This window comes from Marinicrinis lubricantis, assembly GCF_042658665.1.
GTDB classification, from domain to species: domain Bacteria; phylum Bacillota; class Bacilli; order Paenibacillales; family KCTC-33676; genus Marinicrinis; species Marinicrinis lubricantis.
In genome coordinates this window covers 91,874-115,548 of the sequence record NZ_JBHSQV010000036.1, presented here as the reverse complement: position 1 = coordinate 115,548, position 23,675 = coordinate 91,874, and the positions used below count along the sequence as shown (strand labels likewise).

General features: G+C 44.8%; 28 protein-coding genes. All 28 read left to right on the top strand.

Features of this window, described 5'->3' with window-relative positions:
• Positions 1-16 precede the first annotated feature (16 nt).
• The 28 genes from ACFPXP_RS07340 (at position 17) to ACFPXP_RS07205 (ending at position 23,606) form a co-directional block, all read left to right on the top strand.
• Entirely contained in the window at positions 17-1,450 is a 1,434-nt protein-coding gene (locus ACFPXP_RS07340) for a flagellar hook-length control protein FliK (RefSeq protein ID WP_379893577.1), read from the top strand.
• A gap of 30 nt (positions 1,451-1,480) precedes the next feature.
• Positions 1,481-2,029, top strand: coding sequence for a flagellar hook assembly protein FlgD (gene flgD, locus ACFPXP_RS07335; protein WP_379893576.1), 549 nt, complete (start codon positions 1,481-1,483; stop codon positions 2,027-2,029).
• Position 2,030: 1 nt separating this feature from the next.
• Complete coding sequence (locus tag ACFPXP_RS07330) at positions 2,031-2,411, top strand: TIGR02530 family flagellar biosynthesis protein (RefSeq protein WP_379893575.1); 381 nt, start codon at positions 2,031-2,033, stop codon at positions 2,409-2,411.
• Positions 2,412-2,489: 78 nt separating this feature from the next.
• A complete protein-coding gene (gene flgG / locus ACFPXP_RS07325) occupies positions 2,490-3,320 on the top strand; it encodes a flagellar basal body rod protein FlgG (RefSeq protein ID WP_379893574.1) in 831 nt (276 codons plus the stop codon).
• 96 nt (positions 3,321-3,416) lie between these two features.
• Positions 3,417-3,641 (top strand): flagellar FlbD family protein, encoded by a 225-nt coding sequence (locus ACFPXP_RS07320; protein ID WP_379893573.1) that lies wholly within the window; start codon positions 3,417-3,419, stop codon positions 3,639-3,641.
• Positions 3,642-4,103, top strand: coding sequence for a flagellar basal body-associated FliL family protein (locus ACFPXP_RS07315; RefSeq protein ID WP_379893572.1), 462 nt, complete (start codon positions 3,642-3,644; stop codon positions 4,101-4,103). It abuts the gene before it with no gap.
• A 35-nt stretch (positions 4,104-4,138) separates the two neighbouring features.
• Complete coding sequence (gene fliM / locus ACFPXP_RS07310) at positions 4,139-5,134, top strand: flagellar motor switch protein FliM (protein ID WP_379893570.1); 996 nt, start codon at positions 4,139-4,141, stop codon at positions 5,132-5,134.
• Positions 5,124-6,347, top strand: coding sequence for a flagellar motor switch phosphatase FliY (fliY, locus tag ACFPXP_RS07305; protein WP_379893569.1), 1,224 nt, complete (start codon positions 5,124-5,126; stop codon positions 6,345-6,347). Before fliM ends, fliY begins: the two co-directional genes overlap by 11 nt.
• 89 nt (positions 6,348-6,436) lie before the next feature.
• Positions 6,437-6,799 carry a response regulator gene (locus ACFPXP_RS07300; RefSeq protein ID WP_379893568.1) on the top strand — a complete coding sequence of 121 codons (363 nt, stop codon included), beginning with the start codon at positions 6,437-6,439 and terminating at the stop codon, positions 6,797-6,799.
• A gap of 36 nt (positions 6,800-6,835) precedes the next feature.
• Positions 6,836-7,453, top strand: a complete 618-nt coding sequence (gene fliO, locus ACFPXP_RS07295) for a flagellar biosynthetic protein FliO (RefSeq protein ID WP_379893567.1) — start codon at positions 6,836-6,838, stop codon at positions 7,451-7,453.
• Positions 7,454-7,515: 62 nt separating this feature from the next.
• Positions 7,516-8,181, top strand: coding sequence for a flagellar type III secretion system pore protein FliP (fliP, locus tag ACFPXP_RS07290; RefSeq protein WP_379893688.1), 666 nt, complete (start codon positions 7,516-7,518; stop codon positions 8,179-8,181).
• Positions 8,182-8,201: 20 nt separating this feature from the next.
• Complete coding sequence (gene fliQ, locus ACFPXP_RS07285) at positions 8,202-8,471, top strand: flagellar biosynthesis protein FliQ (RefSeq protein ID WP_379893566.1); 270 nt, start codon at positions 8,202-8,204, stop codon at positions 8,469-8,471.
• 6 nt (positions 8,472-8,477) lie between these two features.
• Positions 8,478-9,260, top strand: coding sequence for a flagellar biosynthetic protein FliR (fliR, locus tag ACFPXP_RS07280; RefSeq protein ID WP_379893565.1), 783 nt, complete (start codon positions 8,478-8,480; stop codon positions 9,258-9,260).
• A 14-nt stretch (positions 9,261-9,274) separates the two neighbouring features.
• Entirely contained in the window at positions 9,275-10,387 is a 1,113-nt protein-coding gene (gene flhB / locus ACFPXP_RS07275; protein WP_379893564.1) for a flagellar biosynthesis protein FlhB, read from the top strand.
• A gap of 31 nt (positions 10,388-10,418) precedes the next feature.
• The gene (gene flhA / locus ACFPXP_RS07270; protein WP_379893563.1) at positions 10,419-12,452 is read left to right on the top strand and encodes a flagellar biosynthesis protein FlhA; all 2,034 of its coding nucleotides are present in this window, start codon (positions 10,419-10,421) and stop codon (positions 12,450-12,452) included.
• On the top strand, positions 12,449-13,735 hold the full coding sequence (gene flhF / locus ACFPXP_RS07265; protein ID WP_379893562.1) for a flagellar biosynthesis protein FlhF: 1,287 nt from the start codon (positions 12,449-12,451) through the stop codon (positions 13,733-13,735). The genes flhA and flhF overlap by 4 nt, the downstream gene beginning before the upstream one ends.
• Positions 13,728-14,600: a MinD/ParA family protein gene (locus ACFPXP_RS07260; protein WP_379893561.1), complete on the top strand. Its 873-nt coding sequence runs from the start codon at positions 13,728-13,730 to the stop codon at positions 14,598-14,600. The genes flhF and ACFPXP_RS07260 overlap by 8 nt, the downstream gene beginning before the upstream one ends.
• A gap of 41 nt (positions 14,601-14,641) precedes the next feature.
• Positions 14,642-15,703: a protein-glutamate methylesterase/protein-glutamine glutaminase gene (locus ACFPXP_RS07255; RefSeq protein WP_379893560.1), complete on the top strand. Its 1,062-nt coding sequence runs from the start codon at positions 14,642-14,644 to the stop codon at positions 15,701-15,703.
• Between the two features lie 49 nt (positions 15,704-15,752).
• Entirely contained in the window at positions 15,753-17,771 is a 2,019-nt protein-coding gene (locus ACFPXP_RS07250; protein WP_379893559.1) for a chemotaxis protein CheW, read from the top strand.
• Positions 17,772-17,872: 101 nt separating this feature from the next.
• A complete protein-coding gene (locus tag ACFPXP_RS07245) occupies positions 17,873-18,340 on the top strand; it encodes a chemotaxis protein CheW (RefSeq protein ID WP_379893558.1) in 468 nt (155 codons plus the stop codon).
• Between the two features lie 5 nt (positions 18,341-18,345).
• Entirely contained in the window at positions 18,346-18,978 is a 633-nt protein-coding gene (locus tag ACFPXP_RS07240; protein WP_379893557.1) for a chemotaxis protein CheC, read from the top strand.
• Positions 18,975-19,469 (top strand): chemotaxis protein CheD, encoded by a 495-nt coding sequence (locus ACFPXP_RS07235; RefSeq protein WP_379893555.1) that lies wholly within the window; start codon positions 18,975-18,977, stop codon positions 19,467-19,469. Before ACFPXP_RS07240 ends, ACFPXP_RS07235 begins: the two co-directional genes overlap by 4 nt.
• Position 19,470: 1 nt before the next feature.
• Positions 19,471-19,875: a hypothetical protein gene (locus ACFPXP_RS07230; RefSeq protein ID WP_379893554.1), complete on the top strand. Its 405-nt coding sequence runs from the start codon at positions 19,471-19,473 to the stop codon at positions 19,873-19,875.
• Positions 19,876-19,889: 14 nt separating this feature from the next.
• Positions 19,890-20,681, top strand: coding sequence for a FliA/WhiG family RNA polymerase sigma factor (locus ACFPXP_RS07225; RefSeq protein WP_379893552.1), 792 nt, complete (start codon positions 19,890-19,892; stop codon positions 20,679-20,681).
• A 37-nt stretch (positions 20,682-20,718) separates the two neighbouring features.
• Positions 20,719-22,116: a DUF342 domain-containing protein gene (locus ACFPXP_RS07220; RefSeq protein ID WP_379893551.1), complete on the top strand. Its 1,398-nt coding sequence runs from the start codon at positions 20,719-20,721 to the stop codon at positions 22,114-22,116.
• Between the two features lie 59 nt (positions 22,117-22,175).
• Positions 22,176-22,484, top strand: a complete 309-nt coding sequence (locus tag ACFPXP_RS07215) for a hypothetical protein (protein WP_379893550.1) — start codon at positions 22,176-22,178, stop codon at positions 22,482-22,484.
• A 77-nt stretch (positions 22,485-22,561) separates the two neighbouring features.
• Entirely contained in the window at positions 22,562-23,140 is a 579-nt protein-coding gene (locus tag ACFPXP_RS07210; RefSeq protein WP_379893549.1) for a DUF6115 domain-containing protein, read from the top strand.
• On the top strand, positions 23,127-23,606 hold the full coding sequence (locus ACFPXP_RS07205) for a hypothetical protein (RefSeq protein ID WP_379893548.1): 480 nt from the start codon (positions 23,127-23,129) through the stop codon (positions 23,604-23,606). Before ACFPXP_RS07210 ends, ACFPXP_RS07205 begins: the two co-directional genes overlap by 14 nt.
• Positions 23,607-23,675 lie beyond the last annotated feature (69 nt).

Sequence of the window (23,675 nt, the reverse complement as noted above, 5' to 3'; positions counted from 1 at the left end):
AAGGAGGTGAAAACAAATGATGAATGGTGCACCTATTTCTACAGCAATGGTTTCCAGCGGGCAAACGGCAACGAGTACACAAGCTGCTGCAGCCCAGGTCCAGTTAACTGGAGGAAGCGCGACGCAGGGGAAAGGGCCGGATTTCCTTCAGACACTGCAGCAAGCCATGACATTGGGATTAAGTCCTGAAGCTTTAATAGCTTTGCAGGGGCAAGGGAATTTCGCCATTATGGAAAATCACGAGCTGCAATTGTCGATACAGGCTCTGAGCGCTGAGGATGATTCTTCTACAACAGAAGAACAAATGGACTCTTTACTACAGTTGTTAGACGCTTTAAATGCTCAACTCAATTCTGAAGAGACCGTTCCAGCGGCAGAAGAAACATGGATTTTGGTAGAAGACATTCTTGAACAAATTGCCGGCCTGCTGCTTCAAAAGCTTCCTGTATCTGTGCAGGACGCTATGCGGGCAGATCACCAGCCAACCGCTTCTGCTAACGTAAAGGAACAAATCAGCCAATTGCTTCCGCTTCTTCAACAGCTTGGCTCTAAATCCGAACAGAACAGCGTGGATCTGCCCTTAGCTTCGAAACAGCAGCTGAATGTATTATTGGCACAGTTGGAGACTGTTACTCGTCATATTGCATCAACGACGGTGAAACAAAATGTGCAACCTGTGATCGATGCAGATGCTCTAGTCGCAGCACAGGCAGGTCAATCCGAAAAGACGGAAACAGGCAAACCTAATCCTTCGACTGCATCAACAGGACAATCTGTTTCCAGTCCTTCCCTTACTGTGGTGAATATGAATCACGCTGCGGCTCAAGCGTCTGAGAGTCAACCGATCCAAGAGGTTTCCGAGAAGCCAGCGGTGACCCAGGATGCTTCTGCAGCTGTTAAGGAGCCGCAAGTTGAGACTGCGGTGAATGTAAAGACGGATGTCCCTGTACATAAGGCGGCAGCTGATGTACAAGCCAATCCTACCGTGAAGATGCATGCTCATCAATTTGCGGAGGAAATGAGCCGACTGGTCAAATCCATGAATTTGTCACAGCAAAACGGCATGGCGGAAGCGAAAATTATTTTGATGCCTGAAACACTGGGGCAAGTTGAAGTCCGCATCAGCATGCAAAACGGTGTCATGACTGCGCAATTTGTGGCCGATACGATGCTCGGCAAGGATGCCCTGGAAACACAGCTCCTTCAACTGAGAGCTTCTCTGCAGCAGCAGGGACTGCAAGTAGATAAACTGGAAGTAACCCAAAGCAGCGTATTTGCAGGCATGAATCAAGAGCAGCAGAGACAAGGCTTCACACACCAGTCTCCTTCGCCGAAATCGAATAAAGACAAAGTAGAGGCTTACGAACAAACTGCAATCGTTGACGAAGGAATGGATGATTCAGGTTTGGACGATGAAGTGCGTGAAGGCGGGTTCCATGCAACAGCGTAATTCATCTGCTCGTAAAGGAGGGTTAGAGAAATGGCGGATAATGTATTTGGTACGAGCAATATATGGCCGAATTATTCTACGCAAAATATTAACAAAGTAACACGAGAGCCGAAAACGGAATTAGGTAAAGATGAGTTTTTGCAATTGTTGGTTGCACAGTTGAAGAACCAAGACCCTACCCAGCCGGTAGAGGATCGTGAATTCATCTCCCAAATGGCGCAATTCAGCTCTGTCGAACAAATTATGAATATGTCTCAGCAGTTGAGCATGATGCGCCAGTCCATGGGGATTTCATCCGATTTGATTGGGAAAAACGTGAATTTCATCGTTTGGAACACTGCGACTTACCAAGAACAAACCATGACGGGTATTGTCGAAGGGATTAAGATGAAGGATGGCTATCAGTATGCAATTGTTGATGGCCAAGAAGTGTCGCTGGATCAAATCACTAAAATTTGGTTTTCGGAAGAAGAGCCTGTTGTAGACGACGGCAGTGAAGAAAGTGAACACACCGATTCAACTCCCGACACAAACGAGTCTACTGCTGGGGACACTCCCGTGACTGAAGGAAGTGAATAAGATGGCAGACCAGTTTAGGGTTGGCAGCTTATACAGCCCTCAGATTCATCCGAAAGCGGTGAACAAGGCTCAAACTTATGCTCGCCGGAACGAAACCAGTTCATTTGAAAATCTTCTCAATCAACAGCTGTTGAAATTTAGTCACCACGCCGAAATGCGGTTGGAACAAAGAGGAATTGAAATTCCTCCTGAGCAAATGGAGAAGCTGGAGGCCGCAGTCAATAAGGCGGCTCAAAAGGGTGCGAAAGAAACACTGTTGCTGATGGATCAAATGGCTTTTATCGTGAATGTCAAAAATCAAACTGTCGTAACTGCTATGGATCAAACGGCATTGAAGGATCACATCTTTACGCAAATTGACAGTGCAATGATAGTTCAATAAACCAATTGGGCTGGCCCGCTTATGGAGGCCCTGGCCGCTGACCGATTGATGCGGCTTATAACGAAGGAGGATGTTTTCATGCTTAGATCACTGTACTCCGGAATTTCCGGTATGAAAGGCTTTCAAACAAAATTAGACGTCATTGGTAACAACATTGCGAATGTGAACACCGTTGGATTCAAAGGAAGCCGTGTTATGTTTCAGGACATTTTGTCACAAACGATCTCTGGGGTTTCTGCACCAACCGATGAGTCCGGCGGTGTGAACCCGCAGCAGGTCGGACTTGGCGTTGAAATCGCAGCAATCGACACGATCCATACGGGAGGCAGCGCAATGACGACGGGTCAAGTCACAGATTTGCGCATTAACGGTGACGGTTTTTTCGCGGTTAGCTCCGATGTCGATGGAGAGAACTCCTATTTAACTCGTGCCGGTAATTTCACAGTGGATGCGAACCGTTATCTTGTCAATGCGGATGGAATGTTCGTACTCGGCGCTGACGGCGCTCCGATTCAATTGGATGATGATATTAACGCTTTTACCATTTCGCAGAACGGACAATTCGTCGTGATCAACGCAGATGGTACGAACGAAGTGCGTGAGGATCTGGCGATTGGCGTTGCTCGAGTAACGAATCCTGGTGGCTTGGAGAAAGTGGGAGGAAGCCTTTATCGGTTAACTCCAAATGCGGAGATGGATGCTGAAAGTGTACTTGACATCATCGGTGCCGCAGGCGATGAAGAGTTGGGAACAGGTACAATTATTTCCGGACAGTTGGAAATGTCGAATGTCGATTTGACATCTGAATTTACGGAAATGATCGTTGCTCAAAGAGGATTCCAATCCAACTCCAGAATTATCACTACATCGGATGAAATTTTGCAAGAGATTGTAAACCTGAAGAGATAATGACGCTTAAGTAAACGTTAAAATGATTGGCTTTCGGCTTCCCGGTTCAGCGATGCTGGACCGGAGCCCTACATATTTTTCGGCAGGAGGAGCCTGATGATATCCGTTACCCGTTTAAATGGCACAAAGTTTACGTTAAACGCTCTACTTATTGAATCTATTGAGTCAACTCCGAATACCATCATTTCCTTGATCACAGGGAATAAATTCATAGTTCTCGAACCAGTAGAAGATGTGGTAAGCTTAGTTCGACAATATTTGAGAGGGATCGGTCTCATTGGGACGACTGCACTACTTCATGTCGAGGAGGAGGCTGACTAAATGAAAAAAATGCTTCCCGTATTAATTATCGTCCTAGTTTCAATTACCTTAATTTCGGTCGCTGCCTTTTCCTTATATCACTTTGTACTTAATGACTCTGGCAGCAGCAATAATGAAGCCGCCATCGAAGAGACAAAGCCGCTTACCGCGGAAGAGAAAAAAGAGCTTACCGTGGAAGTGAATGATATCATAACGAATTTATCCGAATTAAATTACATTGTTAAAGTGAATATGGATTTCATCGTAGATAGTGAAGAAGCCAAAAACGAATTAACTCTGCTTACTTCAACCGTTAAATCGATTATGGTAAAAACATTGGCTGACACGGCACCTGATGAAATGAAGGGCAGCAAAGGCCAAGATACATTTACAGCAAAAATTATGAATGCGGTCAACGCAGAACTTCAAGAAGGCAAGCTAGTCCAGGTCCAAATTACAGACTTGGTCATTAATCGTCAATAGGCTTTCATGGTGACTTTGCAAAGGGGGTGGATGTTATGGTAGATGTACTTTCGCAAAATGAAATAGATGCCCTCCTCGCGGCGCTTTCTTCCGGGGAAATGAATGCAGAGGAACTGAAAAAAGAAGATACGGAGAAGAGAGTCCGTGTTTATGATTTCAAAAGAGCGGTTCGGTTTTCGAAGGATCATATTCGGAGCTTGACTCGGATTCATGAAAATTTTGCCCGATATTTGACGACATATTTTTCTGCACAGCTTAGAACTTTTGTACAAATCAATGTCGTCCAAGTGGAGCAGCTTCCTTATGATGAATTTATTCGTTCGATTCCGAAATTGACGATTTTGAACATTTTTGAAGCAGCGCCTCTTGAAGGAAGAATGGTGCTTGAGGTAAATCCGAACGTTGCCTTCGCGATGCTGGACAGATTGCTTGGTGGATCAGGCACAGCACCATCTAAGGTCAGCGCGCTGACCGAAATTGAAACCAATGTCATGGAAAGAATTTTTTCGAAAGCTTTCGATAGTTTGCAGGAAGCCTGGAAGACCGTAATAGACATTGAGCCTCGAATGGAGGCATTGGAGACGAATCCGCAATTTATGCAGATTGTTTCTCCTAACGAAACCATAGCATTGATTTCATTAAGCACTAAAATCGGTGATACGACAGGAATGATTAATCTATGTATTCCTCATGTGGTGATTGAGCCTGTGATGGCCAGATTATCTGTTCACCACTGGTTCGTCTCACAGAAAAAGGCGAGGGATGAAAAGGATCAAATCGCACTTACGCATCACCTGAATCAAGCCAAACTACCCGTCATTGCTGAATTGGGTTCCTCAGAGATTACCGTTCATGAGCTTCTGAATTTGGCGGTTAACGATGTAATCACTCTGAACAAGCCGACAAATGGCGGCTTGCAGATTAAAATAGGTGAAAAAGTTAAGTTTATCGGAAATCCCGGACAAGTAAAAGGGAAAGTAGCTGTCCAAATTATGGAAGTTGTTGAAGAGGAGGAAGAAGATGTCGAGTAATAAGGATTATTTATCTCAGGAGGAAATCGATGCGCTTCTTAATCACGCGTCATCTCCTTCTGAAGAGGGAAACACTTCTTCAGACACTTCGGTCGAAGATATTTTAACCTCTTTGGAACAAGATGCACTGGGCGAAATCGGTAATATCACTTTTGGAAGTGCGGCGACTGCTTTGTCTACACTGTTGGGCAAAAAGGTGGATATTACGACTCCAAAAGTATCCATCGTGAGAAGTGAGGCACTGCAGAGCGAATTTCCCGAACCGAACGTAGCCGTACATGTGAATTATGTGGAAGGCTTTCAAGGCGTTAACTTGCTTGTTATTCAGAAGCGGGATGCTCAGGTCATTGCGAATTTAATGCTGGGCGGCGATGGTACAATCGTTGAAGAAGAGTTGAACGAGATTCATATCAGTGCCGTGCAAGAAGCGATGAATCAAATGATGGGTTCTTCCGCGACTTCGATGTCTACGATATTTAACCGATTGGTGAATATTTCACCTCCAGGAATCGACATTATGGATTTGGCGAACGGCCAAACGGAAACACCCCTTCCGCAGGAAGAAGTGTATGTCAAGATTTCGTTCCGTTTGAAAATCGATGATTTGATCGATTCGACCATCATGCAGCTCCTTACCGTTTCTTTTGCCAAAGAAATGGTGAACAGCTTGATGGGCGGCTCTGAGGCAGCAGAAGAAGTAGCCGCAACAGCGGTAGAAGAACCACCTGCACCTGCGCCACAAGCTGTACCGCAGCAGGCTCCAATGCACGATCAACAGCCTCCTGCAGCTTCGGTGCACCAAGCACCTCCTGTATATCAAGAACCATATGCGCAGCCGCCATACTATGAACCATCTGCACCTGCGTCTGGACATATTCAGCATCAGCGCAATGTTAATGTGCAGCCAGTAGAATATACCCAGTTTCAGCCACAAGGTTTTTCACAAGCAACAGGCGGCAACCTAAATCTTTTGATGGACATTCCTTTGAAGGTTACCGTAGAACTAGGGCGTACATCGAAACTAGTCAGGGAAATCCTTGAATTGTCCCAAGGCTCGATTATCGAGTTGGACAAGCTTGCAGGCGAACCTGTAGATATTTTAGTGAATAATAAGTTGGTGGCCAAAGGCGAGGTTGTCGTTATTGATGAGAACTTTGGGGTTCGTGTAACGGATATTGTCAGTCAGGCAGATCGTTTAAAAAACATTCAATAATCGATTATGCAGTTACTAATTAGGTATTTTCAATCATTTATGAAATTGATTTAATCATTGTACTTTTATTTCAGGAGGAGACGGATACTATGTCGAACAGAGTATTAATTGTGGATGATGCAGCATTTATGAGAATGATGGTAAAGGACATTTTAACGAAAAATGGTTATGAAGTCGTAGGAGAGGCAAGCGACGGAGCACAAGCCGTTGAGAAATACAAGGAAGTAAAACCTGATCTGGTAACGATGGACATTACGATGCCGGAAATGGATGGGATCGCGGCTTTAAAAGAAATTAAAAAAATGGATCCGAATGCAAAAGTCATTATGTGTTCCGCTATGGGACAGCAGGCGATGGTTATCGACGCTATTCAAGCAGGAGCTAAAGATTTTATCGTGAAACCTTTTCAAGCGGATCGCGTGATCGAAGCCATTAAAAAGACGCTGGGATAAGCCCCGGCCTTTTTTTAAGAGAGAGGATTGTGTTCAGTGAAAAGAAGAAAAAAAGGATTCATTCTGCTGCTTACATCGCTGTTGCTGCTAGTTGCATTGAATTCGCCTTTTGCAGTGTTCGCTGCCGATCAGGAAGAGAGCAATACAGAATTTAGCGGAATAGAATCCGGATTTTCATCTTTCGTATACGTGTGTGTTGTTCTTCTTATTATTATTGGATTAATTGTCGTCATTCTTCGCTTTTTGGGGAAGAAGAATAAAATGCTCTTTTCGCATCCTGGATTAAGAGTGGTTAGCGCAATTTCCCTTGCACAAAATAAATCTCTGCAGCTGGTTGAAGTCGGCGAGAAAATATATGTTCTTGGTGTCGGTGATGATATTTCCGTGATCGATACGATTGCATCTGCTGAAGAAAAGGACCAGCTGCTGTATTTGCTTGAATCGAAACAAGCCGAGACGTTGTCCTCGAAATGGTCCGACTGGCTGAATCGTATGCGGTCGCCGAAGAAAGATGAGAAAGAGACGATGGATCATGATGACGCTGCTTCTTTTCAGCAAGTAATGATGGAAAAATTCAATCGGATATCCGATCAAAAGCAAAAATTGCAGGATTTGCTGCAGGAACAAGAGGACAATAGGAAGGATCGCAGATGAAAAAAACAAGTATGACGCTATCCGCTATATTGATGATATGGCTGGCAGGGGTAAAGCCAGCGATGGCGGAAGATCTGATAAATATTCCTGGCGTAGAGTCTTCCAGCACGGTAACGATCATTTTATTGATTACTGTGCTGAGCATTGCACCTGCAATCTTACTGTTGATGACTTGCTTTACCCGAGTTGTCGTCGTGCTGGGATTCGTGAGAACCGCACTAGCGACCAACGCGATGCCGCCGACACAGGTATTAGTCGGACTGGCTATGTTTATCACTTTTTTCGTCATGGCGCCTACTTTAGGTGAAATCAATGAACAGGCACTGCAGCCGTATTTGCGTGGCGAAATTACAAGTCAAACCGAAGTGCTGGAAAAGGCAGCAGAGCCCATGAAAGAGTTTATGGCGAGTCATACACGAGAGAAGGATTTGCTGCTATTTCTTGATTATGCGGGGGCCGAGAAGCCGGAAGATGTTCAAGATATTCCTTTAACGGCGCTTATACCCGCCTTTGCTCTGAGTGAACTAAAGACAGCATTTCAAATGGGCTTTATGATTTTTATCCCTTTTCTGATCATTGACATGGTCGTGGCCAGCATTTTGATGTCTATGGGGATGATGATGCTTCCGCCTGTGATGATCTCACTGCCATTTAAAATCTTGTTATTTATTTTAGTAGACGGCTGGTATTTAGTCGTTCGGTCACTGCTGCTCAGTTTTAATACATAACGATAAGCGAGGGAGACTTCATGAGTTCAGAGTTTGTCATAAAATTGGCTGGAGAAGCCATTTATACGGTTTTAAAAGTTAGTCTGCCCTTAATGCTGTTGGCTCTCGCTGTCGGGTTAATTATTAGCGTGTTTCAAGCAACAACACAAATTCAGGAGCAGACTTTGGCGTTTGTTCCTAAAATTATCGCAGTACTGGTCGCTTTATTGTTTTTCGGCAGGTGGATGATCACAAGCATGGTGGATTTTACGTACAGCCTACTAAATAATTTACACAACTTTATAGGGTAGTGGTCGATGGTGCAATGGTTTTTAGATCACCTGCCACATGTTCTGCTTGTTTTTTGTCGAATCACATCTTTTTTTGTCGTGGCACCCATATATTCCTATCGCGGAGTGCCTGCGCCATTTAAGATTGGCTTCTCTAGCTTTATTGCATTGATCACATTTGCAGCCATTTCATTTGATGAGCCCGTTACGTGGACGCTGAGCATCATTCCATTAATATTGAAGGAAGTCGCCGTAGGATTGATGCTGGGCTTTTTGGCCTATTTGTTTTTTACGGTGGTACAAATTGCCGGATCCTTTATTGATATGCAGATGGGTTTGGGGATTGCTAACGTGGTGGATCCGATGACAGGCGCACAAAGCCCGATCATCGGTAATTTCAAATTTTATCTGATGACTTTAATTTTTCTATCGATGAACGGTCATCATTATTTGATTACTGCGATTATGAAGAGCTATCAGTGGGTTCCGATCAACAGCTTGTTTTTTGCCAACTTGGAGAATGGAAGCATCAGCGAATTTATTTTGAACATATTTATTCAGTGCTTTACATTTGCTTTTCAAATGTCAGCGCCGATTATTGCCGCTTTGTTCTTAACCGATGTGGCGCTTGGGATTCTAGCAAAAACTTCACCACAGTTTAATGTTTTTGTCATCGGTTTGCCGCTGAAAATCATTGTTGGTTTCTTGCTGCTGATTGTGGTCATTCCAGGCCTGCTATATTTATTTACACAACTGTTCGAATCCATGTTTCAGGAAATGGAGCGATTTCTTAAAATCATGGGAGCTTAAGTGAGGGGGAGAAGATGAGGGTGACTACCTTCGAGCCGCGGATGCGGATGAATCTTCAGTTTTTTTCGCAAGAAAAAACAGAGAAGGCTACCCCGAAAAAGCGCAGCGATTCTCGTAAAAAAGGTCAGGTTGCCAAAACCGCTGAACTGCCCAGTGCACTCATTTTATTGTTCAGCTTTTTAACTCTATTTTTTTTGGGCGGTTATTTTAAAGAGAGAATTCATCATCTTTTCCTGCTGACGTTCAACAAATATATGGTGATGGATGTAAGTATTCATACGGTCTTGGCCATGGCCAGCGAGGTCATATGGCAAATTCTTCTGCTGCTTATGCCGATTATGTTGGTCGCCGTTTTATTTGGATTTATCGGGAACTACGTCCAATTCGGACTGCTCTTTACAGGCGAACCTTTAAAAATGAAGCTGAACAAGCTGAATCCGATTGAAGGCTTTAAACGTATATTCGGGCTTCGTTCTTTAGTAGAACTGTTAAAATCGATTATTAAATTGCTCGTAATCGGTCTTGTCGTTTTTTATACGATATGGAAAGAAAAGGACAACATTCTCGCTTTAGCGACCGTCCCGCTGGATCATATCTATTCGTATATTGCGGGCTTGACTCTAAATCTCGGACTTCAGATTGGCGTATTGCTCATTGTACTTGCTGTACTGGATTATTTCTATCAAAAATACGAATACGAGAAAGGTTTGAAGATGTCCAAGCAGGACATTAAAGATGAGTACAAAAAAGCGGAGGGTGACCCTAAAATTAAAGGCAAGATTCGCGAGCGTCAACGCCGAATGGCGATGCAGCGAATGATGCAGGAGATACCGAATGCGGATGTCGTCATTACGAACCCAACGCATTTTGCTGTAGCAATTAAATATGACAATCAACAGATGGATGCCCCCACTGTGATTGCAAAGGGTCAGGACTTTTTAGCTTTAAAAATTAGAGAGAAAGCGAAAGAGCATGGAATTATGACGATGGAAAATAAACCTCTCGCCAGAGCGTTGTATCACCAAGTTGAAATCGGGGAAGCGATTCCTGCCGAATTATTCCAAGCTGTGGCCGAAGTTTTAGCATATGTATACAAGTTGCAAGGAAAAACGTCGAGTAATTCATGATTGCTGCTAGTTCATGAGGAGGACCTAAAGGGTGAAACCAAGAGATCTGCTAATATTAATTGGCATCATAGGCATCGTATTAATGATGGTATTGCCGCTGCCGACAATACTGCTGGATGTCCTTCTAATCATCAATATCTCGTTAGCCTTAACGATCCTGTTGCTAGCTATGAATACGCAGGATGCATTACAGTTTTCTATTTTCCCTGCGATTTTATTGGTAACCACCTTGTTCCGTCTGGCACTTAATGTTTCCTCAACAAGATTGATTTTATCCGAAGGCCATGCAGGGGACGTCATTACCACGTTCGGGAGCTTCGTCGCCGGCGGCGAATTAGCTGTCGGGTTTGTCGTATTTTTGATTCTCGTCATTGTGCAGTTCCTGGTCATTACCAAAGGATCGGAACGGGTTGCAGAAGTCGCGGCACGTTTTACATTGGATGCGATGCCAGGGAAGCAAATGAGTATTGATGCTGATTTAAATGCTGGATTGATCAACGAACAGCAGGCTAAGGAAAGACGGGAAAAAATTGAGAAGGAAGCCGACTTTTATGGAGCGATGGACGGTGCGAGTAAATTCGTTAAAGGAGACGCCATTGCGGGGATCATTATCCTGCTCATAAACTTGATCGGCGGATTTGCGATCGGGATGGCGAGCGAAGGATTGTCCTTCAACGAGGCGATTTCCAAATACTCCATTTTAACGATCGGGGACGGATTAGTCAGCCAAATTCCTGCACTGCTTATTTCTACGGCTGCTGGTATTATTGTGACACGCTCGGCATCTGACGGTAATTTTGCGGAGGATATCTCTTCACAGCTGCTCAGCTATCCTAAACTGCTTTACATCGTCGCCGGAACGATAACGGTATTGGGTCTTTTTACCCCAATTGGTCCTGTGACGACATTACCGATTGCCGCTATTCTCGTTTTCGCTTCTTATCGTATCCAGAAAACGATGAATAAACAGCAGGCTGAAGCCAGTCAAATGGTAGAGGAACAGGAAATTGAGGAGGTTCGCAGCCCAGAGAGTGTAGTAAATCTGCTGCAGGTTGATCCTATTGAATTTGAGTTCGGATACGGGCTCATTCCTTTGGCTGATGCTCAGCAGGGAGGAGACTTGTTAGACCGGATTATTATGATCCGCAGACAATGTGCTTTGGAACTAGGACTTGTGGTTCCTGTGATCCGTATTCGCGACAATATTCAACTAAAACCGAATGAATATGTCATTAAAATTAAAGGAAATACGATCGCGCATGGTGAATTATTACTTAATCACTATTTGGCGATGAGTTCAGGACTAGATGATGATACTATTACTGGAATCGAAACGACAGAGCCTGCTTTCGGACTGCCTGCATTGTGGATCGACGAAGCAATGAAGGAGAGAGCTGAAATGTCCGGTTATACGATCGTCGACCCTCCGTCCGTGGTTGCCACTCATCTTACGGAAATGATCAAGCGTCATGCTTATGAACTCGTGGGCAGACAGGAGACGAAAATGCTGGTCGATCATTTGAAGGAAAGCTCTCCTGCTTTGGTTGACGAATTGATTCCGAATATTTTGTCGATTGGTGACGTTCAAAAAGTACTTGTCCGCCTTTTGAAGGAAAAGATATCGATCAGAGACTTGGTCACGATTTTCGAAACGCTGGCGGACTATGGAACCTACACGAAGGATCACGATATTTTAACGGAATATGTTAGACAAGCCTTGTCGAGGCAAATTACACATCAATTTGTCGGTAATGAAGAGGTGCTCCGGGTGGTCACGATCAGCCCCGCTGTGGAGAAGAAAATTGCTGAAGCGGTTCAACAGACCGATCAAGGCTCTTATCTTGCTTTAGATCCGATGACCAGTCAATCCATTATTCGCAAAATGAATGACGAACTGCAAAAGCTGCTGCAGATCGGCCAACAGCCAATCGTTTTGGCATCTCCTACGGTTCGCATGTATTTGCGGGGTCTCATGGAAAGAGTCATGCCGGATATCCCGGTATTGTCTTACAATGAACTGGAATCCAACGTTGAGGTACAAAGTATTGGGGTGGTGAACATATGAGAGTAAAGCGCTATTTGGTAGACACCATGCCAGATGCCTTGCATAAAATACGGGCCGATCTAGGTAAGGATGCTGTCATTATTAATACGAAGGAAATCAAAGTTGGCGGCTTTTTAGGTTTATTTCGCAAAAAGAAAATCGAAGTCATTGCCGCGCTGGATTCGAACGAGAAGCCTACGCCGGTAACGACCGCCGCTAATCTGGACAGCTTTACTGAAGCATTGAAGTCAGCCCAGACCAATGTACTGAAGCCGGAAGTAGAGAGTGCTATAGAACAGGCACCCATCATCCCGCCGGTAATGACGGCTAGGTCGGAAAGGGTTTCGGCATCCACCAGGTATCAGCCAACGTATGAAAGGTCGTCCACGAACCGTCCATCCTCTTCTGAACCGATGGGTGAACATATATGGGATGAATTGAAGCAGTTGAAGGAAATGTTGAAGAAGTTAAACCATCTACAGACAGAGGGAACTCCGTCACTGCCTGAAGGGTTTCAGACTTACAAAGAATTGCTGCTTCAACACGGGGTAATGCGTGAGATTGTCGACTCGATTATGGAACAGGCAATGGACGCAAATAAGTCTGCTGCGGGTCAAGCAGCAGAAGTCGCTTCAGAAGCCGTTCCTTTCATTCGCAGCGTGATGCAAAACATTCTTCCGGAGGAGAGGTTTGAGGGACTAAACGAACATGCCAGAATCGTCAATTTTGTTGGACCAACCGGTGTCGGCAAGACCACCACGATTGCCAAACTAGCTGCTGAGCAGGTGTTGAAGCAAAATAAAAAGGTGGGCTTTATCACCTCTGACACTTACCGGATTTCTGCGGTGGAGCAGCTGAGGACCTATGCCAATATTTTGAATGTTCCTTTGGAAGTCGTTTTTTCACCGCAGGAATTAATCAAGGCCTTCCAAAAGCTCGAGGATTGCGACCTAATTTTTATGGATACGGCTGGAAGAAACTACCGCAATGAAATGTTTGTATCGGAATTAAACAGTTTGCTTTCATCACATGAGAGCAGTGAAACGTATCTTGTGCTGAGCTTGGCTGCTAAATACGCTGACATGAAATTGATTACGAAGAATTTCTCGAAATTTAAGCTGGATAAGGTGTTATTCACGAAGCTGGATGAAACCGAAACGTATGGTGCGATTCTGAATATAGCCTATGAGTTCCCGCTCAAATTGTCTTATATAACGAATGGACAAAACGTCCCTCAAGATATCGAATGCATGCAACAGAACGACATCTTAGAACTACTGTTGGGGGAAGATGGCCATGGTTGATCAGGCCCAGGCATTAAGAAATTTGGTGAAAGCGTCGGCGGTAGACGGTCAAGCGAAACAAACCAGAGTAATCACGGTGACAAGCGGTAAGGGCGGCGTCGGTAAATCAAACTTCACGCTCAATTTTGCCCTTGCACTTCAGTCTCAAGGCTATAAGGTTGTGATCTTTGATGCAGATATCGGTTTAGCCAATTTGGATGTATTGATGGGGATGTCGCCGCAATACCATCTGTATCATTTGCTGAAGAAAGAAAAAACGATCCATGAAATTATTCATCAAGGACCAGGCGGCTTGCAGCTCGTTGCCGGCGGCTCAGGGTTCAATGATTTACTGTCATTAACCGATGAGCAGCTGGAATATTTTGTAGAACAAGTAAGCCAGTTAAGCGGAGTGGTCGATTTTATTTTGTTCGATACGGGTGCGGGTTTGTCAAAAGAGACCTTAAAGTTTATCGTTTCCGCCGAACAGACCTTTGTCGTAACGACACCGGAACCGACTTCGATTACCGATGCCTATGCCATCATTAAAATGGTGCAGCAAATGGATCATCACAACGTTCAGTTTAAATTAGTCATTAATCGGGTGTCGGATTGGGAGGAAGGAAAAGCGACTTCGGACAAAATCAGCTTTGTCGCTAAACGCTTCTTAGGTATTGATATTGAGACCGTCGGTTATGTTTCCGATGACAGCCACGTGTCTAAATCAGTTAAGAAACAGGTTCCCTTTTTGATCGAACATCCGTCCTGCTCAGCTTCTCGGGATATACAGCGTATAGCCAAACAATTTATTAGCGGCAGCACGATGAATGGCGAGCAGACGGGTCTAAAAGGCTTTCTGACCAAAATGATACGCTTCATGAAATGATGGCTAACATCCAGATTTAAGCTTCATAGGGGTGATATGTGATGAAACGGTATAAAATCATGGTCGTAGATGATTCAGCGTTCATGAGAAAAATGATATCTGACATGATAAGCAGCGATCCGCTGTTTGAAGTCGTATGTAAGGCAAAAAATGGCCAAGAAGCAGTTGAGCTGGTGAAAGTGCACAGCCCCGATGCGATTACAATGGATGTGCACATGCCGCTTATGGATGGTCTGGAAGCGCTGCGTCAAATCATGAAGGTGCAGCCGACCCCTGTGATCATGCTTAGCAGTGAAACAGCGGAGGGTACAGAGGTTACCATTCAAGCTCTGCAAGCAGGAGCGATCGATTTTATTCAAAAGCCTTCAGGTGCGATATCCTTGGACATTCATAAAGTAAGTTCAAATCTTTTGGAGAAGCTGAAGATTGCCGTAAACAGCCGCCAGAACATAGCCATGCCACCGGCTGTTTCTATAAGTCCAAAGCCTCCAATATTTCCGAAGAAGTCGGGAGATCGTTTTCATCAGTTGGTTGCAATTGGCACTTCAACAGGTGGTCCCAGAGCCCTTCAGCATGTTCTATCTGAAGTCCCTCAAGGGTTTCCTTCGCCGATCGTCATCGTGCAGCATATGCCGCCGAAGTTCACCTTGTCTTTAGCGCAGCGGCTGGACTCGATCTGCAGCATTCATGTGAAAGAGGCTGAGCACGAGGAAATGCTGAAGCCAGGTACAGCTTATATTGCTCCCGGTGGATACCATATGAAGGTGAAAAGAAAAGGAACAGACTATCAAATTACTTTGTCGCAAGAAGAGCCGATGATGGGGCACAGGCCATCCGTTGACCGCTTGTTTGAATCGATTGCCACTCTGCATGAACTGAAAAAATACGTTCTGCTGTTAACAGGGATGGGCAGTGACGGTGCTCGCGGAATGCAGGCGATTAAAAGTGAGGGTTCAGCGGTTACTTTCGCAGAATCCAAGGAGACCTGTGTTGTCTATGGGATGCCCAGATCAGCCGTTGAGCTTGGAGTTGTTGATCATGTTCTTCCGCTCCAAAGGGTGATGTCCAAGATGTTGGAAGTTTTTCAGGCGGTTGACAGCTAAGATGTTAACCGCATAAAGCCTGACCCATTATTTAAGGAGGTGCAAACATATGGAAGTGAATCAGTACTTATCCATGTTTATCGACGAATCCAAGGAACATCTTCAGGCGATGAATGAAAACCTGTTGAGTCTAGAGAGCAATCCAGAGGATTTGTCGATCGTTCAGACTATTTTTCGTTCTGCTCATACCTTGAAGGGGATGTCGGCAACGATGGGGTTCGAAGATTTGGCTTCGTTAACCCATGAGACCGAAAATGTCTTGGACATGGTTCGCAACGATCAATTAAAAATGAACGAGCACATTTTTGATGTGATGTTCAAGAGCTTGGATCATCTTGAAAAGATGGTTGAGGACATCATTCAGGGAGGCACGGGCAAAGCGGATGTGACTGAAGTGGTCGGCCTGCTTAAAGCGATTGTCAAAGGGGACGTTCCGCAAGATAATCAGCAGACTGCTGCGTCAGACAGTGGGCCCATATTGGATGAATTTCAGCTTTCCATATTAAAACAATCCGCGGAAGCGGGTCATTCGATATATCGTATTTCGGTATCGATTCGTGAAGACTGTATGCTCAAAGCGGTTCGAGCCTACATGGTGTTTGAAGCATTGGAACAAAACGGTGAAGTGGTCATTTCCTCGCCGCCGGCGGAGGATATTGAACAGGACAAGTTCGGGCGCCAATTTTCTTTGTATTACATAAGTCAATTGGACGTAAGTTCTCTGCAAAGCACAATTGAGAACATTTCGGAAATTGAAACGGTCACGGTGGAGCAGCTTCAAGTTCAAGCACTGGATGAAATTGCATCAGCTCAAAAACAAGCCGCTGCAGCAGCGGTTGCCGAAGCCCCAAAATTGGAAACAAAGAAGGCTGATGGTGAAGCAGGCAGCAAGCAAGCAGCGCCAAAGGCTGCAGGACAGATTGCTCGTACCATTCGGGTCGATATTGAGCGCTTGGATCAGCTCATGAATTTGTTCAGTGAAATGTTAATTGACCGTGTTCGTCTGGAATCGCTTGCGGACGAAATCAGACGTTCGGATTTGACTGAAACCGTGGAACACATGACTCGCATCAGTTCTGAGCTCCAAAACTTAGTACTGAAGCTGAGAATGGTGCCTGTCGATACGGTATTCAATCGTTTTCCTAGAATGATTAGGGATATTGCCAAGACGCTGGGCAAAAAGATCGATCTGGTGATTTCCGGCGCGGATACAGAGCTTGACCGTACGGTCGTTGATGAAATCGGTGATCCGCTCGTTCATCTTCTTCGCAACTCTGTCGATCACGGTGTTGAACCGATTGAGGATCGGGTTAAGGTGGGCAAATCTGAGATTGGTACGGTGCATTTGAGAGCGTACCACAGCGGAAATCATGTTTTCATTGAAATCGAAGATGACGGCCGAGGCATCATTAGAGAAAAAGTATTGAAAACGGCTTTGAAGAACGGTGTTGTCACCGAAGAACAAGCAGGAAAAATGTCAGACAACGAAGTGTTCCAGCTTTTATTTGCTTCCGGTTTCAGTACAGCGGATAAGATTACCGATATATCTGGACGCGGCGTTGGTCTAGATGTCGTTAAATCAAAGATTCAGTCCTTGGGCGGGCACGTTGAGGTGGATTCGGTACCGAATAAAGGAAGTAAATTTACGATTCAGCTTCCGCTTACTTTATCGATCATCACAGCGATGCTTATCCGATTAGGCCAAGAAAAATATGCGATTCCGCTGTCTTCTATCGTAGAAACGGCACTTGTGAGTAGACAGCAGTTGAAGTATGTTCACGGGCAGGCAATGCTGGATTACAGAAACGGCGTGATTCCAGTCATTTCACTCGCGGACGTGCTGGATTGTCCTCCGGAGTCTTCTGAGTCAGCAGAAATGAATCTAGTCATCGTGAAGAAAGCTGAGAAGCATGCAGCATTGATTGTGAGTGAGTTTATTGGCCAACAAGAAATCGTCTTGAAATCACTCGGAAACTATTTAAATCAGACGTTTGCGGTATCCGGTGCAACGATACTCGGTGACGGTCAAGTGGCATTGATCATCGATCCGACGACATTGATTAAATAGCGCCTTTCATCTACGAAACAATCTTTCCTATTATATTGTGGTTTTGATCATAGAAATGGATGGTTCTATTAACGCATTGTGACAATAAGGAGGTTATCAAGATGGCGGAAGAATTAGAATTAAAGGTCATCGTGTTTGCTCTTGGCGAAGAAGAATATGGGGTAGAGGTAGACAAGGTACAAACGATTGAAAGAATGACACCGCTCACTCGAGTTCCTAAGACACCTGATTTTATCAAAGGAGTTATCAATTTAAGAGGCGTTGTCGTTCCAGTAATCGACCTAAGAGGCCGGTTTCAGCTGCCTGAGGCGGAATATACGGACAGCACACGCATCATCATCGTTCAGGTGAACGATATTCAAGTTGGTTTAATTGTTGATTCTGCGAACGATGTCATCGATGTGAGCAGTGACAAGATTGAAGCCGCACCTGAAGTCGTTGGCGGCATCAGAGCCAAGTATCTTCGTGGAGTGGCAAAACTGGACAATGGCAAGCTGCTGATCATGCTTAACTTAGATCAAGTTTTGAATAAAGATGAAATCATTCAGCTTGAGAAAATCGAGGAGTAGAAATCGTGTCGCTTTTTAATCAATTGGATGATTTAAAGTTCGATGTCTTGAGGGAAGTAGGAAATATTGGCGCTGGTCATGCCGCGACCGCATTGTCCAAATTACTGGACAAGCCGGTAGATATGAAAGTCCCTCAAGTAAGGATAGTAGAATTTGAGGAAATACCGGAGAGTGTAGGCGGAGCTGAAGAGGTTGTTATTGCTGTATTTCTTAGAGTTATAGGGGACGCGCCGGGAAATCTGTTCTTTTTGTTAAGCAGAGACTCGGCCTTGAGTCTTCTCTCTAAAATGGTAGGATTGGAACATATCCCTTCCGATGAAGATTGGTTTGATCTGAATGAAATTCAGATTTCAGCAATCCAAGAGATTGGCAATATCCTTGCCGGTTCATATCTTTCTTCACTGGCAGATTTTACCCAATTGGACATGTCGCCGACAGTCCCTTCCATGACCATTGATATGGCAGGGGCGATACTAAGCTACGGCATCATGCAATTTGGAGCGATGGGCGAGCATGCCGTGCTGATCGACACTTCATTCTATGATGGTACGGACCGGGTAGAAGGTCACTTTTTTCTCATTCCTGATCCGGAATCGTTCGAAAAAATATTTTCTGCATTGGGAGTGCCTCATGAATGACAGAGTTGCAATTGATTAAGGTTGGGATGGCCGACCTGAATGCCACGAACGAGGATCGAATTCTTCGTACAACCGGATTGGGCTCATGTGTCGGCCTCACTTTGTTTGACCCCCTGCACAAGGTAGCGGGTCTTGCCCATATTATGCTTCCCAGCTCTAGCATTGCACGGGAAGGCCAGTTGAATAAAGCGAAATACGCGGACACTGCCATACCAGAGCTTATAGACCGAATGCTGCAGCTCGGAGCGAACAAGGGAAGGCTTGAAGCAAAGCTGGCCGGAGGTGCTCAAATGTTCTCATTCAACACAGGGAATGACATGATGAAAATCGGTCCAAGAAACGTTGATAGCTGTAAGGAAATTCTTGCGCAGCTGCACATCCCGATCCGATCCGAAGATACGGGCGGGAATTATGGTCGTACGATTGAAATCTCTAACGATACGGGAATGCTGACCGTGAAGAGTGTAAATAAAGGCATAAAGGAAATTTAAAATGAAACGGAAATTACAAATCAGCTATATTTTAGCGATTGTTGGATTTGTTTGCACGTACTTGTTTTCAAGCATGAATAATCCGATGGGGACGGCATTTATCCGTTCATTCATTTGTTTTGTCATCTTTTTTATCTCGGGAGTCGTTGTGCTGAGTCTCATTGAAAAAATTGTGAAGGAAGCCACGGTGAGTTCTGAGAATGCTGTCCAAGAAGAAGGTGTGGGCCAACAGGTCGATCTGTCCACACCTGAAGATTGGGTCATGCCAGAAGCTGATGCGGAACATGCTGCCGGCAGTGAAGGGGAGCAAGGTTTTGAACCTATACAATTCCCTCGTTTCAAAACGAAAGAAGAACGAAGCCCTGAGGAAATGGCCAAGGCCATTCGTCATCTTTCTGATCAATAAGGATGGTGAAACCGATGAGAGCGGTCAAACAATTCGATCGCAAATCCGAACAGCAGCTGTGGATAGAGTGGAAGCAAGATCATAATTCGGAAGCCAAAAAGGCGTTAATTGAAAAGCATTTGCCTTTAGTAGATTATGTTGTCAACCGTTTAGCTATCGGGTTACCGGGAAATGTTTCAAAAGATGATCTGACGAGTCATGGGATCATGGGATTAATCGATGCTGTTGAAAAATTTGATTTAAGCCGTAATTTGCAATTTGAAACTTATGCCTCATGGAGAATTAGAGGTTCAATTATAGATGGGCTGCGGCAAGGGGATTGGGTACCTCGTTCCGTGAGGGAAAAAGCAAAAAAGCTGGAGGAAGCTTACCAAACCTTGGAGCAGCAATATTTAAGATCTGTATCGGACGACGAAGTCAGTTCCTATTTGCAGATAAATAAAAAAGAGTTGGATCAGATGCTGCAGGAAGTGGCGGTAACGACTTTATATTCCTTGGAAGAACCGATCAAGGAAGAGGAAGCAGAAACTCGGATGGCGCTGCTTATGGATGAGTCGGCGAAAAATCCGGTTTCTACGATCCACGATGTTTATTTGAAGGAATCTCTCGCTAGAGCGATTGAACGTTTAACGGAAAAAGAGAGAATCGTCGTTACTTTGCTGTACTATGAAGACCTGTCTTTAAGTGAAATTGCTGAGGTGATGTCGCTTACGCCGTCACGTATTTCTCAACTTCATTCCAAGGCGATTTTAAGATTGAGAGGCGCTTTACAGAGAAATAAAGAGCAGCTGATGAACGAGGTCTAATTTAAAGCAAGTTTTATTGAAGGGGATGAAGTAATCGATGAGCAGCGTATTGGATCGTATCATTCAGATCGACATATCCAGTGATAAGCTGGCAGCTTACTTATCCTTTCGTCCCGCAGATGAAGAAGACATAACTTTTTCGACGGAAGAGCTGGAAGCATTTGTACAAAAGCACGGGGTTCGCTTTGGCGTTTATCATGATGTTTTATCCAAAATCGCCAAGCAGCCTGAACAATATTTTGCAACCAAAATACAAATTGCAGCAGGTCAGCCCCCTGTTCAAGGTGAGAATGGCTTTATTCATCTAATTCTACCTAATCAGAGTGGATCCTCACCGAAGGATGCGGGTGATGGCAGCGTCGACCTGAAAGAAATTAAGCGTCTGAATAACGTGAAAAAGGGGCAGCCGATCGCAAGCCGAGTTGAAGCGAAAGAAGGGATTCCCGGAAAAACGATTGGCGGCGAAGATATTCCAGCAAAGCCTGGTACAGAAGCACGGTTTAAAATTGGAAAAAATGTCGTTTGTGATCCGGGCAATACGACGATGTACGCAGCGATTGATGGATTGTTCACTTATACAGAGGATGAGAAAATGAACGTATTTCCTGTATACGAAGTGAACGGGGATGTCGATTACAGTGTAGGAAATATTGATTTTGTCGGTAATGTCGTCGTGCGGGGCAATGTGTTGACTGGATTTAAAATTAGTGCGGCTGGGGATATTCGTATTGTCGGCGGAGTTGAGGGAGCAGAGATTGAGGCCGGCGGATCGATTGAAATTTCAGCGGGCATTCTAGGCCATAATAAAGGTCATGTCATTGCTGCTCAGAACGTGAAAAGCTCTTTCATACAGGATGCCAATGTGAAAGCAGGCAAGAATGTGATCGTCAATCAGAGCATCATGCATTCTCAGATTCGTGCGGGAAAGGCAGTCGTATGCAATGGCAGCAAGGGCCTTATCGTCGGCGGCCACATTCAAGCCGGAGAATATATCCAAGCTAGAACAATCGGAAATACGATGTCTACAGCAACTGTACTAGAAGTTGGTGTTCTGCCTGAGCTTCGCAATGAGCTGTTGGAATTGAAAGGGAAAATGACGGAGTCTATGGATAATTTGGACAAGACGGATAAAGCTCTAAAACTGCTGGATCAAATGGCAGCAACAGGACAGATCGATAAGGATAAGCTTGCGCTCCGAGTCAAATTAAGCAATACTCGCAAACAGACAAACGAAGAATTAGAGCATATTCGCGAACGAATGCTCGAAATTGAAAAAGCGCTGGAGGATTCTGGAGACGCATACATTGAGGTCATGTCAACGATTTACGGCGGTTCCAAGCTGGTGATTGGGCGAATGATCAAGTTTATAAAAGACCCGATTAAGTACATCAAGTTTCATATTCGAGACGGCGAAATCAGCACAAGTTCAAGATAGAGCTTCATTCCGTTTGGTTCAGGTGGACGCGATTAAAGAAAACGCGGGAGGTACCAAGGATGAACTTGAAGCCGGTAGAATTACAAGTGGCTCTTCCTCGTACGGCAGAAGCGGGGATTCAACAAAAAAATCAAATGGATCGTCCAGTAACTGAACAGCAAATGCTTGCAGCGGCCACGATACAGGAAGAGTCGACAGCGAGGAAGAGAGCGTCGAAGGCGGATGAATCCGCTGAATCTGATCTTAGAGATGCACAGCATCAAAAGAACCCATCAGATCCGCAGCATCACAGGAAAAATAAAAAGGAGTCTTCCTCGGAGACATGGAAACATCCGCATAAAGGACATCATATTGATTACACATTATAAACGAAACTGTAATAAGTTTGCGCAGGGCGCAGCCTTAAGATGAGCTTCGGATTCAGGTGTGATAAAGGAGTTATAAAATGGAAGCATGGCAGCTGATTGCGATATTGGGGGCAGTCATTGTGTTGTTTTCGTGGATGCAGCCCAAACGAAATGATATGGGACCAAACGGCGGGTGGCTTAAAGAAATGGAAACGACATTGGAGCAGTTCTCCATGGAGCTTGAAGCCGGCAACGAAAAAGTAATGGAACAGGTTGCTCAAATGAAACAGCAATATGAGGATCAAATTCACACGCTTCGAGGCAAAGTAGAGATGATGGAGCAACAGCTGAATGCGGTGCAGCAGTCGGTTCGGCTCGAGATGAAGGAAATGCTGCATGAACAGCAGCTAAAGCTCGAAGATTGGAAGAGCAGGCAGAGCACAGTTGTTCCTGTAAGGGATAAAGACGCGGATGCTCCAAAGGCGGTGCCGTCCGAATCCGGCTCATCAAAGGAAGATGAGTCTTCTATTGCGACAAGATACAAGGACTTATTGGAACTGTATGAACAAGGGAAGTCTCTGGAGCACATCTCCAAAAAATTCGGCATTCATAAAGGGGAAGCGCAGCTCATCGTGACACTCGCAAGAGAGGAGAAGCTAAACCGTGTTCAAAAATAAGTGGTTTCTTCGTGGGCTCGGCATCGGAATGTTCTTGGCCGCGGTACTTATCTTCTTCATGCAGTCGGCGCAAAGCATGAAAGATACACCGATCGCCGACGTGACAGAAATGACGGAGAATGCTTTGAAATCAGAAGCGGAGAGACAGGGGTACAAGCTGTATCCCATGAACGAGACATGGTACAGCGAAACGCAGCTGCAGGAGAGAATCCAAGCTGCGCTCGATGAAAGGGAACCCGTTCAACCGGAAAAAGAGATCATTCACTCTTTTTATATTTCCTACATGATGAGCACAACACAGGTTTCCGAGCTGCTGCTTGCCATGGGGCTCATTACCGATAAAGCCGCCTTTCTACAAGAAATGATTAATGAAAAACTAACGGATAATTTGCAGGTCGGTGTATTTGAGTTTACGGGACAGCCAAGCATGGATGAGATTATCGAAACTATAACAACACCTCGTTAAGGCGAATTTCGTCGATCTGAGGTGTTGTTTCCTTTTTGTCGAAGGAAACCCAGGTCTCTATTGCAACAC